The following is a 16,652-nucleotide window of genomic DNA, read 5'->3' on the forward strand; positions in this document are numbered from 1 at the left end:
GGCGACGCCGCCTCACATCTGGAGGCACACCATGCTGGGTTGGGCTCTGACCTTCCTCGTCGTCGCGCTGATCGCGGCGGTTCTCGGCTTCGGCGGCATTGCGGGCACGGCGATCGAGATCGCCAAGATCATCTTCTTTGTGGCGATCATCCTGTTCCTGGTCTCCGCCGTGGTCGGCATGCTGCGCGGCCGATCGAGCCGGGCGCCCTGATCGCCCCTCACGCCCCTGCAAGGTGAAACGCCCCCGGCCACAACCGGGGGCGTTTTCGCAGGTGCGCCCGCGCGCCGGAAACGCATACGTGAGCGCGGAACCGGGCCGGGCGCGAGGGCGCCGGGCACAGTTCCACGCTCCCGCGATGGCAGGCTGGTCAGGTATCGGTGACGGGGGAAAAAGGTCCGGCTCAGAGCCGGTCGCTGGCCGCGATGATGGCCTGGGTGGTCTTGTCGGGGCCGAAATCCCCGGCATCTTCGATCGCGAGCAATTCGCCCAGCCGCTTGCGCGCCCGGTTCACGCGGCTCTTGATGGTGCCGACCGCGCACTGGCAGATGTCGGCGGCTTCCTCATAGGAAAAGCCGGAGGCACCCACGAGAACGAGCGCCTCGCGCTGGTCCGGCGGCAGCTTGTCGAGCGCCGTGCGGAAATCCTCGAAGTCCAGATGCGTGTTCTGGTCGGGATTGGTCGTCAGCGTCGCGGCAAAGGCGCCGTCGGAATCAGGCACTTCACGCCGGCGCTTGCGGTATTCCGAACGGAACAGGTTGCGCAGGATGGTGAACAGCCACGCCGGCAGGTTGGTGCCGGTGCGGAAGCTGTTGATGTTGGCGAAGGCCCGCAGCAGCGTCTCCTGCACCAGATCGTCGGCGCGGTCGACATTGCCGCTCAGCGAGATCGCGAAAGCGCGCAGATTCGGAATGGCCGCGATGATTTCATCGCGCAGCACGGGATCGAACTGGCTCACTTCTCGCCTCCGCCCTCACCGGACTTGGTAGCCTTGGCCGGCTCATCGAGCTGCGAAAGAAGGTCGAGGAAACGATCGGGCACGCCCTGGCGCACCACGTCGTCATACATGGCGCGCAGATGCTGGCCGATCTTGGCCTGGATGTCGCTGCCGAGAGCGTTACCCGCGCCCCCCGCCATTGAGGTCTTGCCCAGCGCTTCCGCGCTGACCGCATGTCCCCCGGACTGCTCGTCATTCATCGTCTTTTTTCCCGACATTGAGCCACCAAAGCGAAAAAGGGGAGGACGGCTCCGTCGCTTGCTACCCCGGCATAACGGCGGTCGGGCAAGGTGGTTCCAGAACCGATGCAGATTTAAATTTTATTCTTGCGGCAGTATGGAACCATGCCCCTCATATGGCGTTAACCGTCGCTTGCCTTTTCGCACTTTGGGGAGACGCGTGTGAGCACCTCGCAACTTGTCGCGCAGCATTTGCCGTTCCTGCGCCGCTATGCCCGCGCGCTCAGCGGCAACCAGTCGGCGGGCGACGCCTATGTTACCGCACTCCTGGAAACGCTGATCGCCGACCCCTCGACGCTTGACCGTCAGGTCGAGCCGCGCGTCGCGCTCTACCGCCTGCTGACCCGTTTGTGGAACTCGGTCGCCATCAACGCCGAGATCGACCCGGCCTCGGCCGAAGTGCAGGGCGAGCGGCGCCTTGGACATATAACGCCGATGGTGCGGCAGGCGTTCCTCCTGGTGTCGCTGGAGGGCTTCAGCGAGGACGACGCCTCCTCCGTGCTGGACATCGGCGTGCCCACGCTGCGCAACCTCGTCGCGGATGCCGGCCGCGAGCTCGCCGCCGAGATCGCTACCGACGTATTGATCATCGAGGACGAGCCCTTCATCGCGCTGGACCTCGAAGGCCTGGTCGAGGGCCTCGGCCACCGCGTCAGCGGCATCGCCCGTACCCATTCGGAAGCCGTCAGCCTCGCCCGCCGCAAGGCGCCGGGCCTGATCCTCGCCGATATCCAGCTCGCCGACGGCTCCTCGGGGCTCGAGGCCGTGAACGAGCTGATCGAGGGCGTGGAAGTTCCGGTGATCTTCATCACCGCCTATCCCGAGCGCTTCCTCACCGGCGTGCGACCGGAACCGGCCTTCCTCATCGCCAAGCCGTTCCAGCCCTCCACCGTCGCCGCCGTGATCAGCCAGGCGCTGTTCTTCGAGCGCAAGGCCCGCCCACGGGAGCAGCGCGCCACCGCCTGACCCGGTTCATTCATGTCGCTCGACCTGAGCCTTATCGACACCGCTTCGCGGTGGACGACGATCCTGTCGTGCGGCGCCATGTCCGCCGGCATCTTCTATCTGATGATCCTGCGCCGGGACTTGTCCGGGCGCATGAAGCTGCTTGGTTGCCTGCTCGGCGTGCTGCTGCTGCTGGTCGGCCTGCTCACTTTGGTGGTGACGTGGGACAGCCGTGTCATGCAGTGGATGCCGACGGCGGTGCGCACGGGTCTGGCGCTGGTAAATGCCATCGGCGCCATCGCCCTGTGGTCGAATCTGCGGGCGCTCGCCGACCTGCCGACCCCGGCACGGGTGGCGCAGGAGCAGCGCCGCCTGACGCTGGAGCTGGCCACCGTGCTGCAGCGCTATGAGATGGCGCTGCGCGGCTCCAATGTGGCGGTCTTCACCCAGGACCGGAACCTGCGCTACACCTCGGTGAGCAAGCCGCTCTTCGGCCATCCCGTCGACATGGCCGTCGGCGCGACCGATGCGGATCTGCTCGGCGAGGCGCAGGCGCAGTCGATCTCGCTGCTGAAGCGCGAGGCGCTGGGCGCGACCGAGCCGCGCAAAGGCGAGGCCGAAGTCGACGAGGACGGCGCCAAGCGCTGGTATGATGTCCATGTCGAGCCGCTGCGCGACCTCTCCGGCGTCACCGTCGGCCTCACCGGCGCGGTGGTGGATGTCACCGACCGCAAGGAGAACGAGCAGCATCTGCGCCTGCTCATGCGCGAGCTGACGCACCGCTCGAAGAACCTGCTCGCCGTTATCCAGGCCATGGCCCGGCAAACTGCCCGCCATGCCGGCTCGATCGACGATTTCGTCGAGATCTTCAGCGCCCGCCTGCAGGCGCTCGCCCGCTCGCATGACCTGCTGGTGCAGGAGGGCTGGCACGGCGCCTCGCTCACCGACATGGTGCGCTCGCAGCTCGGCCATCACATCGACCGCGAGAACAGCCAGGTCTCGGTCGAGGGGCCGGATATCTTCCTCAAGCCCGAGGCGGCGCAGAATATCGGCCTCGCCTTGCACGAGCTCTCCACCAACGCGGCGAAATATGGCGCGCTGTCGGTGCCGACCGGCCATGTCTCGATTCTTTGGGCGCGACGCCCGGTCGAGGCCGGGGGCGGGTTCGAGCTGTCCTGGACGGAGAGCGGCGGGCCACCGGTGGAGCCGCCGCGCGGGCGCGGCTTCGGCTCGCTGGTCATCGAGCGCAACCTCGCGCGCGCGCTCGATGGCACGGTGGAGCTGGACTTCGCGACCACCGGCCTGTCCTGCCACGTCACGGTCCCCGAGCCGCACGTCACCTCCACTCGCTGATCTCGCGCTAGGCCGCGCCCCCGCCGGGGCCCCCACGACCAGGCACCGTGGGTTCGCGATCACACATCGTTGACGCCTGACCTCATTGACCTACCGCCGGGAACCCGGCGCGTTTCACGCGCGTTAACCATGCGATGGCGGGGAAACGGCGCGATGAGGCCAGCTCCCTCCGAGTTTTCAACGATCACCGCTCGCGGACGACGATCCGGCGGGGCCCCTGGCCGCGCATGGTGAGGCCGTTCATGGCCGCCGTTCCGGGCATCCGGGTGGAGAAGCACAATGAACGCCTTTGTCCGTGCCGCCGGAAAATCCCCCTCCTGTCTCGTCGGCGCCGTCTGCGGCTTCGCGCTGGCGATTCCGCTGGCCGCGGTGGCGCTCGGCGCCAGCACCGCGCCGCATGCGGTGAACGCCGCGACGGCACATGCCGCGACACTCCAGGGCCCGCGCGAACTGCCGACGCAGGCACAAATGGTCAACCGCTCCATAAAGGGCGCGCGGCTCGATCTGCGCCTCCCGCCGGCGCCGGTCGGCAGCTCCATGATGGCGAAGAACGTGCTGCCGGGCGCGCCCGCCCTCTCTCCCGTCGGCGCCAATGGCGCTGCGACGGCGCAGAACGCGCCTGAGCTTCAACCCGCCCGCGCCGCGCGCACGCCGAAAGGCTGCGTCTCCGCCCTCGGCCCCACCCGCTCAAGCCTCGCTACCGAAGACCTGACCATCTGCGTCGCATCGGCCGAGATGGTTGGTAATATTATCTTCTGATTTTGCGCAATAGTCGGGACGGAACAAAAGTAACTCGCCTACGTTTACTTTACAAGCAGCCGAAATGGCCGCGCCATCCTCGACATATTACGTACAGGAGAAAGACGATGACCAACAAGTTCGTGACCCTCACGGCCGTCGCCGCCCTGTCGCTGGCTCCCGCGGTGGCCTTCGCGCAGAGTGCGGCCCCCGGCAGCACGACCCCGCCCGCCGCCTCCCCGGTCGCCCCCGATGCCGGCACCCCGCAGGCACCCGCGTCGGAGATGCCCAATTCCCCGACCGGCACCATGAACAACAGAACCGCTCCGACCGGCACCTCCAACGCCGCCCAGACCACGGTGCCGGCCACGCCGAAATTCGTCAGCACCCAGTCCAGCGGCCAGTGGCTCGGCTCGGACCTGATGGGAACCGCCGTCGTCACCTCCAATGACGAGTCGCTCGGCTCGATCAGCGACGTGGTGATCGACCGTGACGGCTCCATCGTCGCGGCGGTGATCGATGTCGGCGGCTTCCTCGGCATCGGCGCCAAGCCGGTCGCGGTCTCCTTCGACTCGCTGACCCCGACCCCGACCGACAATGGCCAGAAGATCGTCGTCGCCCTCACCAAGGAAGAGCTGAATTCGGCGCCCGAGTTCAAGTCGCTGGACGATAATCGTGGCGACGCCTCGAACGCGACGACCGGCACGGCCGCTCCCGCCACCACCAACTGACCGCGCGCATCACCTAGCGATCCCCGGCCCGGCGCCGGGGATCTCGTCTAGCGACGGCCGCGCCCGCCGCGCCCGTCAGGACGGACATGCCCGGCCATCCCGTGTGAGGTGGCCGGGCATGTCGCGTTTCCCAGTTGGCGTTTCCGCCCTGCCCGGCCACCTGGCGAGGGAGTACGCGGCGCACGATGACGCGGCCGCGCGGATCGGGTAAAGCGGGGGGTGACCAGCCGGACCCCGACATGACCGAGCCCCGCCGCCGCCGCGCCGACCATCCCTTCCGCGAGCTCTTCGATCTCGACGCGATGCGGGTGGAACTCTCCGCCCTCGCCGCCTCCGTCATGCAGGGGCCCGCTTCGGGCCGCGAGATCGAGCTGCGCGGCCAGCTGGCGCGCCGGCTCAAGGTCGCCTATCAGCACGGCCACAAGACCGCCGAGCGCTGGCTGATGGAGGAAGGCTCCGGCCGGCGCTGCGCCGAGCGGCTGTCGCGCCTGCAGGACGAGATCATTCAGCTCGTGCATGAGCTGGTCGTGCGCTACCTCTACCCCTCCGACAACCCCTCGACCTCCGAGCGCATGGCGATCATCGCCGTCGGCGGTTATGGGCGCGGGCTGATGGCGCCGGGCTCGGACACCGACATCCTGTTCCTCCTGCCCTACAAGCAGACGGCCTGGGGCGAGAGCGTCGCCGAGGCGATGCTCTATGTGCTCTGGGACATGGGGCTGAAGGTCGGCCACGCCACGCGCTCGGTCGATGAGTGCATCCGCCAGGCGCGTGCCGACATGACCATCCGCACCGGCATTCTGGAGGCGCGGCTGCTGCTGGGCGAGCGGGCCCTGTTCAACGAACTCACCTCGCGCTTCGATGCGGAAGTGGTGCAGGGCACGGCCGCCGAGTTCGTCGCCGCCAAGCTCACCGAACGCGAGGATCGCCTCAAGCGCGGCGGCCAGTCGCGCTATGTGGTCGAGCCCAATGTGAAGGACGGCAAGGGCGGCCTGCGCGACCTGCACACGCTGTTCTGGATCGCCAAATATGTCTACCGCGTCCACGAGACGCGCGAACTCGTCGCCAAGGGCGTGTTCACCGACGAGGAAGCCCGCATCTTCCGCCGCTGCGAGGATTTCCTCTGGTCGGTGCGCTGTCATCTGCACTTCGTCACCGGCAAGGCGGAGGAGCGCCTGTCCTTCGACGTGCAGCGCGAGATGGCCGAGCGCCTCGGCTATGTCTCGCATCCCGGCATGCGCGACGTCGAACGCTTCATGAAGCACTATTTCCTCGTGGCGAAGGATGTCGGCGATCTCACCGCCATCGTCTCTGCCGCGCTGGAGGACCGCCACGACAAGCCGGTGCCGCGCCTTAACCGGATGATCGCCCGGCTGCGCCGCTCGCCGCGCCGCACCTTCAAGGAAACGACCGATTTCATCGTCGACAATGACCGCATCAACGTCGCCGACTCGAGCGCCTTCGGCCGCGATCCGGTCAATCTGATCCGCATCTTCTATCTCGCCGGCAAGCACGGCCTCGCCTTCCACCCGGACGCGATGCGCCTCGCCACGCGCTCGCTCAAGCTCATCGACGCGCGGCTGCGCGAGCACCCCGAGGCCAACCGGCTGTTCCTGGAGATCCTGTGCTCGCGCGACAGCGCCGAGATCGTGCTGCGGCGGATGAACGAGACCGGCGTGCTTGGCCGCTTCGTGCCGGATTTCGGCCGCGTCGTCGCGATGATGCAGTTCAACATGTACCACTCCTACACGGTGGACGAGCATCTCATCCGCTCCATCGGCGTGCTCGCGCGCATCGAGCAGGGCGACCGGCCGGATTTCGGCCTCGCCAACGAACTGATGCAGCAGATCAAGAACCGCCAGCTGCTCTATGTCGCGACCTTCCTGCACGACATCGCCAAGGGCCGGCCGGAGGACCATTCGATCGCCGGCGCCCGCGTCGCCCGCAAGCTGTGCCCGCGCTTCGGCCTGTCGCCGAGCGATACGGACACGGTGGCCTGGCTGATCGAGCAGCACCTCACCATGTCCACCATCGCGCAGTCGCGCGATCTCTCCGACCGCAAGACCATCGAGAACTTTGCCGCCGTGGTGCAGAGCCTCGAACGGATGCGGCTGCTGGAAATCCTCACCACCGCCGACATCGCCGCCGTCGGGCCGGGCGTGTGGAACAACTGGAAATCCCAGCTCCTGCGCACGCTCTATTACGAGACCGAGCCGGTGGTCACCGGCGGCTTCTCGGAGAGCAACCGCACCCAACGCGTGGGCCGCGCCCAGGCCGAATTCCGCGCCGCCATGACGGACTGGCAGGCGCCCGCGCTCGAGGCCTATGCCGCGCGCCACTACCCGTCCTACTGGCTGCAGACCGACCGCGACCAGCAGGTCGCCCATGCCCGCTTCATCGTCGAGGCCGAGACGGCGGGCCGCGCGCTCGCCACCGCGACCAAGACCGACCCGGCGCGCGGCATCACCGAGCTGACCGTCTTCGCGCCCGATCACCCCAAGCTGCTCGCCGTCATCGCCGGCGCCTGCGCCAGCGCGGGGGCGCATATCGTCGACGCGCAGATCAGCACCACGACGGATGGGCGGGCGCTCGACACCATCTCGCTCACCCGCGCCTTCGAGCGCGACGAGGACGAGCTGCGCCGCGCCGACCGCATCGCCGGCGCCATCGAGAAGGCGCTGTCGGGCGAGATCCGCCTGCCCGAGGTGGTGGCGAAGAAGCTCACCAAGCGCCCGCGCGCCTTCACCGTCGAGCCCGAGGTGACGCTGAACAATTCGTGGTCGAACAAGCACACGGTGGTGGAGGTCTCCGGCCTCGACCGGCCGGGCCTGCTCTACGGCCTCACCCAGACGCTCTCGCGCCTCAACCTCAACATCGCCTCGGCGCATGTGGCCACCTTCGGCGAGCGGGCGGTCGACGTGTTCTACGTCACCGACCTGATGGGCGCCAAGATCATGGGCGCCGCCCGCCACTCCGCCATCCGCCGCGCGCTCCTCGCGGTGCTCGACGCAGACGACGAGGCGAACGCGGCGTAAAGCACGCTGGCAAGGGCGCGCCCGGCGCGGTATCGAAATCCCGTCGACCCTTCCGGGAGCTGCCGCGTGCATGAGATCGCGCTGATATTGGTGTGCCTCGCTTTGGGCGTGGTGCTGCGCTGGAGCGGGCGGCTGCCGGACAATGCCGGCAAGGTGCTGTCCGGCTGGGTGATCAATGTCGCGCTGCCGGCGGCGGCGCTGGAGAGTTTTCACAAGCTCACGGTCCATCCCGACTGGTGGCTGGCGGCGGCGACGCCGTGGCTGGGCGTGGCGGTGGCCATCGCCGTACTGGTGCCGCTCTGCCGGGCGCTTGGCTGGTCGCGCGGGCGCACCGGGGCGCTGATCCTCGGCGCGGGCTGGGGCAACACCTCCTTTGTCGGCCTGCCGATGATCGCCGCCTTCGCCGGCAGCCAGTGGCTGGGCCTCGGCATCGTCATCGACCTGTTCGGCTCCTATCTCGCGCTCTCGACGCTGGGCCTTGCCATCGCGGCCGTGGCGAGCGAGGGGCGGCTGGACCTGAAGGCGGTGAGCAAGCGCATCATCATCTTCCCGCCCTTCATCGCCATCCTCATCGCCTTCGCCACCAACCATCTCGACCGGCCGGACTGGCTCGATGAGATCATCACCGCGCTGGCCGCGACGCTCACGCCGCTGGCACTCGCCGCAGTGGGCTATGCGCTGCGCATCGACCGGCTGAAGCACCATCTGGCGCCGCTCGGCGTGGGGCTCACGCACCGGCTGCTCCTCGCCCCCGCCCTGCTGATCGGCCTCTATGCCGCGCTCGGCGACACGTCGGACCCGGTCGCGAAGATCGCCATGCTGGAAATGGCCATGCCGCCTATGCTCGGCGCCAGCGTCATCGCCATGGACAACGACCTCGAGCCCGACCTGATCGCCGCCCTCATCGGCATCGGCGTGCCGCTCTCCATGCTCACCGCGCTGGGCTGGTGGACGCTGATCGCCGGCTTCTGACCCTTCCCTGCCCTCCCGGAGACGACCCCATGAAGATCGCGCTTGAAGAACACGTCGTCTTCCCGGCTTTCCTCGACTATCTCGGCCACGCCATGCCGAAGGTGACACCCGAGGTCTATGCCGACATCGTCGCCCAGCTCTCGGATTTCGGCGAGCGGCGGCTGGCCGCCATGGACGCGGCGGGGGTCGGCCGGGCGGTGCTCTCGCTCTCCGGGCCGGGCGTGCAGATCGAGCCCGACACCGCCGTCGCGTTGCGCGGCGCGCGGCTGGCGAACGACCTGCTCGCCACGGAAATCCAGCGCCGGCCGGACCGCTATGCCGGCTTCGCCCATCTCGCTCTGCAGGATCCCGTGGGCGCCGCCGACGAGCTGGAACGCTGCGTGCGCGAGCTCGGTTTCGTCGGCGCCATGGTCAATGGCCACACGCTCGGCGTCTATCTCGACGACCCGCGTTACGCCCCGTTCTGGGAGCGGCTCGAGGCGCTCGACGTGCCGCTCTATTTGCATCCCGACGACAGCTTCGTGAAGCCCTATGTGCTGGAAGGCTGCGACGAGCTGCTCAAGCCGACCTGGGAATGGACCTTCGAGACCGCCTCGCACGCGCTGCGGCTGGTCTTTGCCGGCGTGTTCGACCGCTACCCGCGCGCCAGGCTCATTCTCGGCCATATGGGCGAGACCCTGCCCTATGTGCTCTGGCGCCTCGACAGCCGGGCCGCGCTGACCACCGGCAACCGCCCGCTCGCCGCCCCGCCCTCGCATTATCTGCGCACCAACGTCTACGTCACCACCTCCGGCCAATGCGCCGACGTGCCGCTCATCGCCGCGCTCTCGGCGCTGGGCGAGGACCGGGTGCTGTTCTCCATCGACTACCCCTATGAGGACTCCGCCACCGCCGCCCGCTTCATCGAGAACGCGGCGATCGACGAGACGGTGCGCGACAAGGTCTGCCGCCGCAATGCGCAGGCGCTGTTGCGCCTGCCGGCCGGCTGAGGCGCGAGCCGGCCCCCCGCCGCGCCGCAATCTCTCCGCTTAACCCCCCTTTAAACGCCGTCATTTAGGGTTCGTTTACCGGTGGGGCCTGGGGGTGTTGCGTTTCATGTTCGGACGGCGCGGTCAGATCGAGCGGCGGGAGCCGGTGCTGGGCACGCCCGGCTTCGACGGCGACCTGCGCCTGACCGCCGAGGACCGCCCGACGCTGGCCGCCGCCCCCCTCGCCCGCGAGCGCGCCTCGGGCGGCAAACGGCGCAAGGGCGGCTCCCAGGGATCACAGGGCTCGCAAAACTCCTCCGGCGAGGGGAAGACGGCGCGGCGCGGCGCCGCCGGCGGCGGGCGCGGGCGGGGACGCAAGCGCGGGCTCATCAGTCGGCTGTTCTATTGGGGCGTGGTGCTCGGCCTCTGGGGCGTGATCGCGATAGGCGGCCTCATCTTCTATGAGGCGAGCCAGCTTCCCCCGATTCAGAACCTCGCCATTCCCGACCGGCCGCCCACCGTCATCATCCAGGGCGCGGACGGCAAGGCGATCGCCACGCGCGGCGAGATGGGCGGGGCGAATGTGCCGCTGCGCGCGCTGCCGCCCTATCTGCCGCAGGCTTTCGTCGCCATCGAGGACCGACGCTTCTATGCGCATTTCGGGCTCGACCCGCTCGGCCTTGCCCGCGCCGTGGTGGTCAATCTCACCGCCGGACGGCTGCGCGAGGGCGGCTCGACGCTGACCCAGCAGCTCGCCAAGAACCTGTTCCTGACGCAGGAGCGCACGCTCTCGCGCAAGATCCAGGAACTGATCCTGTCGATCTGGCTGGAGACCAAATACTCCAAGAACGAGATCCTCGAACTCTATATGAACCGCGTCTATTTCGGCGCGGGCGCCTATGGCGTCGAGGCGGCGGCGCAGCGCTATTTCGGCAAGTCGGCGCGGCAGGTCACGCTCTCCGAGGCGGCGATGCTGGCCGGCCTCGTCAAATCCCCCTCCTCCCTCGCCCCGACGCGCAATCTCGACGGGGCGCAGGCCCGCGCCGAGGTGGTGCTGGCGGCGATGCGTGACGCGGGCTTCATCTCGGCGGAAATGCAGCAGGCCGCGCTCGCCCGCCCGGCGACGCTGGCCAAGGGCCAGGGCCCAGATTCCACCGGCTATGTCGCCGACTGGGTGATGGAGCAGCTCAAATCCATCGTCGGGCCGATCACCGAGGACATCATCGTCCAGACGACCATCGAGCCGAGCCTGCAGGCGGCGGCGGAGCGGGCGCTGAAGGACACGCTGGCCAAGAGCGGCAAGAAATTCGGCGTCGAGCAGGGCGCCGTGGTGGTGATGGACACCGATGGCGGCGTGCGCGCCCTTGTCGGCGGGCGCTCCTATGAGGAGAGCCAGTTCAACCGCGCCATCACCGCCAAACGCCAGCCCGGTTCCTCCTTCAAGCCCTTCGTCTACCTCACCGCCATGGAGCGCGGGCTGACGCCCGAGAGCGTGCGCGAGGACGCGCCGATCCAGATCAAGGGCTGGAAGCCGGAGAATTTCTCCAAGGATTATCGCGGCCCGGTGGAGCTGAAAACGGCGCTCGCCTTCTCGCTCAACACCGTGGCGGTGCGGCTCGCGCTGGAAGTCGGGCCGGAGGAGGTCATCAAGACCGCGCACCGGCTCGGCATCACCTCCAAGCTCGAGCCCAATGCCTCCATCGCGCTCGGCACCTCCGAAGTCTCGCTCTTGGAGATGGCGAGCGCCTACGCGCCCTTCGCCAATGGCGGCATCGGCATCACCCCGCATGTCATCGAGCGTGTGCGCGACAAGTCCGGCACGGTGCTCTACGCCTATGCCCAGCCGAGCCGGGGCATGGTGATGGCGCCCCCGCATGTGGCGATGATGAACCGCATGATGCAGGACGTGCTGCTGGTCGGCACCGCGCGGCGGGCGGACCTGCCGGGCTGGCCGGCGGCGGGCAAGACCGGCACCAGCCAGGATTACCGCGACGCCTGGTTCCTCGGCTATACCGGCCGCTTCATCGCCGGCGTGTGGCTCGGCAATGACGATGCCTCGCCGACCAAGAAGGCCGGCGGCTCGGGCCTGCCCGTCGATATCTGGAGCCAGGTGATGAAGGCGGCGCACAAGGACATGCCGCCGGTCGCGCTGCCCGGCGCGGGAACCTATCTGCCGGGCGGCACGGTGCCGCCGGGCGAGGTGCCGGAGGAACCGGTGGTCACTGGCGGCCCGCAGCCCGCCACGCGCAGCCCGCCGAAGCCGGGCCTCGACAACTGGCTGATGGAAAAGCTGTTCGGCCGAAGCTGACCCTCGGCCAAGGCGACGTCAGTCTTCCGCGCCGTAGCGGTGAAGCTCGGCGCCATGCGCCTTCAGCCAGGCTTCCGCGCGCTCGCGGCCGGGAAACAGCCGGTCGACCGTCGCCCAGAAGCGCGGGCCGTGGTTCATCTCGCGCCGGTGCGCCACCTCATGGGCGGCGAGATAGTCGAGCACCTCGGCGGGCGCGAAGATCAGCCGCCAGGAATAGGACAGCGCGCCCTGCGCCGAGCACGAACCCCAGCGGCTCGCCGTGTCACGCAGGGTGACGCGGGTGATGGTGACACCCAGCGCGGCGGCGTGGCGGCGGGAGGCCTCGATGAGATCGCGCTTGGCCTCGCGCTTGAGGAAATCGGTGAGGCGCCGGGCGACATGGGCCGCCTCGCCGGCCACCATGAGCGCCGGCACGCCTCCCGCCTCGCTTGTCCACACCGTGCCGCGCGCGGCCGGTGCATGCACGATGCGATGGAGTACGCCGCGCACAGGGATCACCGCGCCGGGCGCAAAGGCGACCGTCTGCGGCAGACGGTCGAGCCGCACCTTGATCCAGCCGGCATGGCGGCGGGCGAAATCATAGGCCTCGTTCAGCGTGCCGCGCGCCGGCAGGGTCAGCACCACATCGCGCGTCGCCGCCCGCACACGCAACGTATAGCGACGGGCGCGGGGATTTCGGCGCAGCGTGACGGGGATTTCCTCGGTGCCGACCCGCACGCGGAAGCTCGCGGGCTCCACCACGACAGGACGGGTGGCCCGCGACGGTGCGCGTTTCGGGGCGGGAGGCTGCGCGGGGCGGAAGAGCATCAGTCCACCGGGCCGGGAAATCCGGGCGCCATTATGGCGCCCTGCGGGCCGGGCGTCAGCCAGGTTTTGCCGCCGCGGTTCATTCCGCAGCGGCGGGGGCGATCAGCGCGCCAGGATCAGCGCGTGACGTTCAGCGCGCCAACCGGCGGCGGTTGCGGTCCTGGACCGGCTGGTAGGCGATGCGCGCATGATAAGCGCAATAGGGCAACCCGGTCTTGGTGCGGCTGCCGCAGTAGAAGAAGTCCGCCTTTCCGGGGTCGCCCACCGGCCAGCGGCAGGTGAATTCGGTGAGGTTCAGAATGGTGCAGCGGTCGGCCATCGGCACGACATTGGCAACCGGATTGGGCATTTCGGCCGGCTCGGGCTCGATCACCGGGTGCAGCACCGGCGCGAGAGCCGTGTTGCCCTGAACCATCGGGCGGGCCGCCGGGGCGCTGGTGGTCGGGCGCGGCTTGCGCGGGCGGGCAGCCGGGGCGGCCACCGCCTTGGCGCGGCCCGACAGGCCGAGCCGGTGAACCTTGCCGATGACGGCGTTACGGGTGACGCCCCCGAGCTCCGCGGCGATCTGACTGGCCGAGAGGCCCTCGGACCAGAGTTTCTTGAGCAGCTCGACGCGCTCATCCGTCCAGTTCATCGCTGTGCCTCCTTCGCTCGCCGCCCAGCAGGCGGAATCCCGTGGCCCTCCGGCCGAGAACCCCGGCCGGGAAGAAACGCCGCATAACGCCACTGGGAATGCCGCCGCACGAGATGTCGTATCTGACGAGGAGAAGGCTACAATATGCGCAGACTCGCGGACAGTAGGTTCACGTCCGAAACGATCGTTTTCCCCAGTTGAGAGTCCGCGCCGCAACACTCGGGAAAGGATATGAGTCGGATCAATAACTTGAGTCGGCGGCCCTCGCCACTCCGCTGGTATTTTGATCCGCCCTATCCACCAAAAGCCCGCCGCGCCGCCTGGAACGGTTCCGGAAAGAACCCGGCAGGCCCCTTTTGGGGTTGTGCCTCCGTCACGCGGGGCGCAGGGGTGCTCGGCCATATCTGCCCCGTTCCCGGCACGACCGTCATCCCCGGCACGCCGCAGCCGACGGCGGGTCTTCGAGGCCGAGCACCGATGAGCGAAAAGCGGGTCCGCGCGCCGGGGCCGCTCTTTCTTGCCCGCTTGAGGCCGCGAGGCCCCGGCGCAATATTGACCCTCAAGGGTTCTTCTATAAAATCCGCGCTCTCGGGTGCCGCCCCCGCAAGGGCGGCACGTTTCGTTTTGGGCCTGCCCCTGTCTGATCGCTGGGGCATTTGAAGAAGAGATGGAGGGGAGTGGTGATCGACCCCGTCCTGCCGACCTATAACCGTGTGAACCTCGTATTCGAGCGGGGCGAAGGCGCCTGGCTGTTCACGCGCGACGGGCAGCGATATCTCGACTTCACCGCCGGCATCGCCGTGAACGTGCTGGGCCACGCCCACCCGCATCTCGTCGCCGCGCTCACCGAGCAGGCCGGCAAGCTCTGGCACATCTCCAACGTGTTCCGCATCGAGGGCGGCGAACGCCTCGCCCAGCGGCTCACGCAGGCGACCTTCGCCGACACCATGTTCTTCACCAATTCGGGTGCGGAAGCGCTGGAGTGCGCCATCAAGATGGCGCGCAAGTACCATTTCGCCGGCGGCCACGGTGAGCGCAACCGCATCATCGCCTTTAACGGCGCCTTCCATGGCCGCACGCTCGCGACCATCGCCGCCGCTGGCAACGCCAAATATCTCGAAGGCTTCGGCCCCGAAATGCCCGGCTTCGACCATGTGCCCTTCGGTGATCTCGACGCGGTGAAGGCTGCGATCACGCCGGAGACCGCCGGCATCCTCATCGAGCCGGTGCAGGGCGAGGGCGGCGTGCGCTCGGCGTCCTGGTCGTTCCTGCGCGAGCTGCGCGCGCTGTGCGACGCCCATGGCATCCTGCTCATCCTCGACGAGGTGCAGTGCGGCGTCGGGCGCACCGGCCGGCTGTTCGCCCATGAATGGGCCGGCATCACGCCGGACATCATGGCGGTGGCCAAGGGCATTGGCGGCGGCTTCCCGGTCGGCGCGTGCCTCGCGACGGAAGAAGCCGCGCGCGGCATGACGGCGGGCACCCATGGCTCGACCTATGGCGGCAACCCGCTCGCCATGTCGGTCGCCAATGCGGTGCTCGACGTGGTGCTGGCCGACGGCTTCCTCGACCAGGTGCAGGACACCGCCGGGCGGCTGCGCCAGAAGCTCGCCGAGCTGAAGGACCGCCACCCGCGCGTGATCGACGAGATCCGCGGCGAGGGCCTGCTGCTCGGCCTGCGCACCCATGTGCCGAACACCGACCTCATCGCCGCGCTGCGCGAGGAAGGCATGCTGGTGCCGGCGGCGAGCGACAATGTGGTCCGCCTCCTGCCCCCGCTCACCATCGGCGCGGCGGAAATCGACGCGGCTTTCACGCGGCTCGACGCCGCCTGCACGAAGATCGAAAGCGGCCTTGAGGCCGGCGCCGTGAAGGAGCGGCAGCATGAGCGGCACGAATGGAAGCACGGCCAGCGCCGTGAAACATTTTCTCGACCTCGACGTCCTCTCGGCCGAAGAACTGCGCGCGCTGATGCGCTTCTCGCACGACCTCAAGAGCCGCCGCCGCGAGGTCGCCGCCGCGAAGCCGTTCGCCGGCAAGGTGCTGGCCATGGTGTTCGACCAGCCCTCGACGCGCACGCGCATCTCCTTCGATGTCGCGATGCGCCAGCTCGGCGGCGAGACCATCATGCTCACCGGCGCGGAAATGCAGCTCGGCCGCGGCGAGACCATCGCCGACACGGCCAAGGTGCTCTCGCGCTATGTCGACGCCATCATGATCCGCATCCTCGACCACAAGGCGCTCGAGGAGCTGGCGGCCCATGCCAGCGTGCCGGTTATCAACGGCCTCACCCGCGACAGCCATCCCTGCCAGATCATGGCGGATGTGATGACCTTCGAGGAGCATAAGGGCCCGATCAGCGGACGCACCGTCGCCTGGACCGGTGACGCGAATAACGTGCTGACCTCCTGGGTCCACGCGGCCGAGCGTTTCGACTTCGCGCTCAACGTCGCGACCCCGCCCGAGCTTGCCCCGCGTCCGGCGCTGGTCGACTGGGTGAAGAAGACCGGCGCCAAGGTGAGCTTCGGCCACCAGGCCGAGGCGGCGGTGGAAGGCGCGGACTGCGTGGTCACCGACACCTGGGTGTCGATGGGCGACGCCGAGGCCGAGCGCCGGCACAATCTGCTCAAGCCTTTCCAGGTCAATGGCGCGCTGATGCGGCGCGCCTCCAAGGACGCCATCTTCATGCATTGCCTGCCCGCCCATCGCGGCGAGGAAGTCACCGACGAGGTGATGGACGGCCCGCAATCGGTGGTGTTCGACGAGGCGGAGAACCGGCTGCACGCGCAGAAGGGCATCCTCGCCTGGTGCCTTGAGGGCGCGGCGGCCTGAGCGCCGGACGACCCGGGCGGTTCCCTGACGATCAAACCCGGCCCGGGCTCCCGCTCGGGCCGGGCTTCGGCACGCGGACCGTCGGCTTGCGCAGG

General features: G+C 68.7%; 14 protein-coding genes and 1 pseudogene. 11 read left to right on the forward strand and 4 right to left on the reverse strand.

Annotation, left to right across the window (positions count from 1 at the left end; all coding sequences use genetic code 11):
* Positions 1-31 precede the first annotated feature (31 nt).
* The gene (locus OU996_RS00870) at positions 32-211 is read left to right on the forward strand and encodes a DUF1328 domain-containing protein (RefSeq protein ID WP_267583804.1); all 180 of its coding nucleotides are present in this window, start codon (positions 32-34) and stop codon (positions 209-211) included.
* A gap of 190 nt (positions 212-401) precedes the next feature.
* Here the strand turns inward: OU996_RS00870 and OU996_RS00875 are convergent, their stop codons facing one another.
* Together OU996_RS00875 and OU996_RS00880 are read right to left on the reverse strand one after the other, a co-directional pair.
* Positions 402-956, reverse strand: a complete 555-nt coding sequence (locus OU996_RS00875) for a sigma-70 family RNA polymerase sigma factor (RefSeq protein WP_267583805.1) — start codon at positions 954-956, stop codon at positions 402-404.
* On the reverse strand, positions 953-1,195 hold the full coding sequence (locus OU996_RS00880; protein ID WP_420712666.1) for a NepR family anti-sigma factor: 243 nt from the start codon (positions 1,193-1,195) through the stop codon (positions 953-955). Before OU996_RS00880 ends, OU996_RS00875 begins: the two co-directional genes overlap by 4 nt.
* Before the next feature lie 201 nt (positions 1,196-1,396).
* On the opposite strand from OU996_RS00880, the gene OU996_RS00885 reads away from it, so the two are divergent.
* The 8 genes from OU996_RS00885 to OU996_RS00920 all read left to right on the forward strand — a co-directional run bounded on the left by OU996_RS00885 (position 1,397) and on the right by OU996_RS00920 (position 12,284).
* On the forward strand, positions 1,397-2,200 hold the full coding sequence (locus tag OU996_RS00885) for a response regulator (protein WP_267583806.1): 804 nt from the start codon (positions 1,397-1,399) through the stop codon (positions 2,198-2,200).
* 12 nt (positions 2,201-2,212) lie between these two features.
* A complete protein-coding gene (locus OU996_RS00890; protein WP_267583807.1) occupies positions 2,213-3,532 on the forward strand; it encodes a sensor histidine kinase in 1,320 nt (439 codons plus the stop codon).
* A 279-nt stretch (positions 3,533-3,811) separates the two neighbouring features.
* Positions 3,812-4,291 carry a hypothetical protein gene (locus tag OU996_RS00895; protein WP_267583808.1) on the forward strand — a complete coding sequence of 160 codons (480 nt, stop codon included), beginning with the start codon at positions 3,812-3,814 and terminating at the stop codon, positions 4,289-4,291.
* Positions 4,292-4,398: 107 nt separating this feature from the next.
* The gene (locus OU996_RS00900) at positions 4,399-5,001 is read left to right on the forward strand and encodes a PRC-barrel domain-containing protein (protein WP_267583809.1); all 603 of its coding nucleotides are present in this window, start codon (positions 4,399-4,401) and stop codon (positions 4,999-5,001) included.
* Between the two features lie 239 nt (positions 5,002-5,240).
* Positions 5,241-8,036 (forward strand): [protein-PII] uridylyltransferase, encoded by a 2,796-nt coding sequence (locus tag OU996_RS00905; protein WP_267583810.1) that lies wholly within the window; start codon positions 5,241-5,243, stop codon positions 8,034-8,036.
* A gap of 66 nt (positions 8,037-8,102) precedes the next feature.
* Entirely contained in the window at positions 8,103-9,008 is a 906-nt protein-coding gene (locus OU996_RS00910) for an AEC family transporter (protein WP_267583811.1), read from the forward strand.
* Between the two features lie 29 nt (positions 9,009-9,037).
* Positions 9,038-9,997, forward strand: coding sequence for an amidohydrolase family protein (locus OU996_RS00915; RefSeq protein ID WP_267583812.1), 960 nt, complete (start codon positions 9,038-9,040; stop codon positions 9,995-9,997).
* Between the two features lie 106 nt (positions 9,998-10,103).
* On the forward strand, positions 10,104-12,284 hold the full coding sequence (locus OU996_RS00920) for a transglycosylase domain-containing protein (protein ID WP_267583813.1): 2,181 nt from the start codon (positions 10,104-10,106) through the stop codon (positions 12,282-12,284).
* A gap of 18 nt (positions 12,285-12,302) precedes the next feature.
* Here the strand turns inward: OU996_RS00920 and OU996_RS00925 are convergent, their stop codons facing one another.
* Entirely contained in the window at positions 12,303-13,091 is a 789-nt protein-coding gene (locus OU996_RS00925; RefSeq protein ID WP_267583814.1) for a M48 family metallopeptidase, read from the reverse strand.
* A 130-nt stretch (positions 13,092-13,221) separates the two neighbouring features.
* The gene (locus OU996_RS00930) at positions 13,222-13,725 is read right to left on the reverse strand and encodes a GcrA family cell cycle regulator (protein ID WP_267583815.1); all 504 of its coding nucleotides are present in this window, start codon (positions 13,723-13,725) and stop codon (positions 13,222-13,224) included.
* A 680-nt stretch (positions 13,726-14,405) separates the two neighbouring features.
* On the opposite strand from OU996_RS00930, the pseudogene OU996_RS00935 reads away from it, so the two are divergent.
* Both OU996_RS00935 and argF read left to right on the forward strand, forming a co-directional pair.
* A pseudogene (locus tag OU996_RS00935) lies at positions 14,406-15,596 on the forward strand (aspartate aminotransferase family protein); the annotation flags it as partial.
* Positions 15,597-15,609: 13 nt separating this feature from the next.
* The gene (gene argF / locus OU996_RS00940; protein ID WP_267583816.1) at positions 15,610-16,557 is read left to right on the forward strand and encodes an ornithine carbamoyltransferase; all 948 of its coding nucleotides are present in this window, start codon (positions 15,610-15,612) and stop codon (positions 16,555-16,557) included.
* The last annotated feature ends 95 nt before the right edge of the window (positions 16,558-16,652 follow it).

This window comes from Ancylobacter sp. SL191 (genome assembly GCF_026625645.1).
Taxonomy (GTDB): domain Bacteria; phylum Pseudomonadota; class Alphaproteobacteria; order Rhizobiales; family Xanthobacteraceae; genus Ancylobacter.

Excerpts from the sequence above, each read along its gene's own strand:
- OU996_RS00870 (WP_267583804.1), top strand. The coding sequence starts at position 32 with ATGCTGGGTTGGGCTCTGACCTTCCTCGTCGTCGCGCTGATCGCGGCG.
- OU996_RS00880 (WP_420712666.1), bottom strand. The coding sequence starts at position 1,195 with ATGAATGACGAGCAGTCCGGGGGACATGCGGTCAGCGCGGAAGCGCTG.
- OU996_RS00890 (WP_267583807.1), top strand. The coding sequence starts at position 2,213 with ATGTCGCTCGACCTGAGCCTTATCGACACCGCTTCGCGGTGGACGACG.
- OU996_RS00895 (WP_267583808.1), top strand. The coding sequence starts at position 3,812 with ATGAACGCCTTTGTCCGTGCCGCCGGAAAATCCCCCTCCTGTCTCGTC.
- OU996_RS00900 (WP_267583809.1), top strand. The coding sequence starts at position 4,399 with ATGACCAACAAGTTCGTGACCCTCACGGCCGTCGCCGCCCTGTCGCTG.
- OU996_RS00905 (WP_267583810.1), top strand. The coding sequence starts at position 5,241 with ATGACCGAGCCCCGCCGCCGCCGCGCCGACCATCCCTTCCGCGAGCTC.
- OU996_RS00915 (WP_267583812.1), top strand. The coding sequence starts at position 9,038 with ATGAAGATCGCGCTTGAAGAACACGTCGTCTTCCCGGCTTTCCTCGAC.
- OU996_RS00920 (WP_267583813.1), top strand. The coding sequence starts at position 10,104 with ATGTTCGGACGGCGCGGTCAGATCGAGCGGCGGGAGCCGGTGCTGGGC.
- OU996_RS00925 (WP_267583814.1), bottom strand. The coding sequence starts at position 13,091 with ATGCTCTTCCGCCCCGCGCAGCCTCCCGCCCCGAAACGCGCACCGTCG.
- OU996_RS00930 (WP_267583815.1), bottom strand. The coding sequence starts at position 13,725 with ATGAACTGGACGGATGAGCGCGTCGAGCTGCTCAAGAAACTCTGGTCC.
- argF (WP_267583816.1), top strand. The coding sequence starts at position 15,610 with ATGAGCGGCACGAATGGAAGCACGGCCAGCGCCGTGAAACATTTTCTC.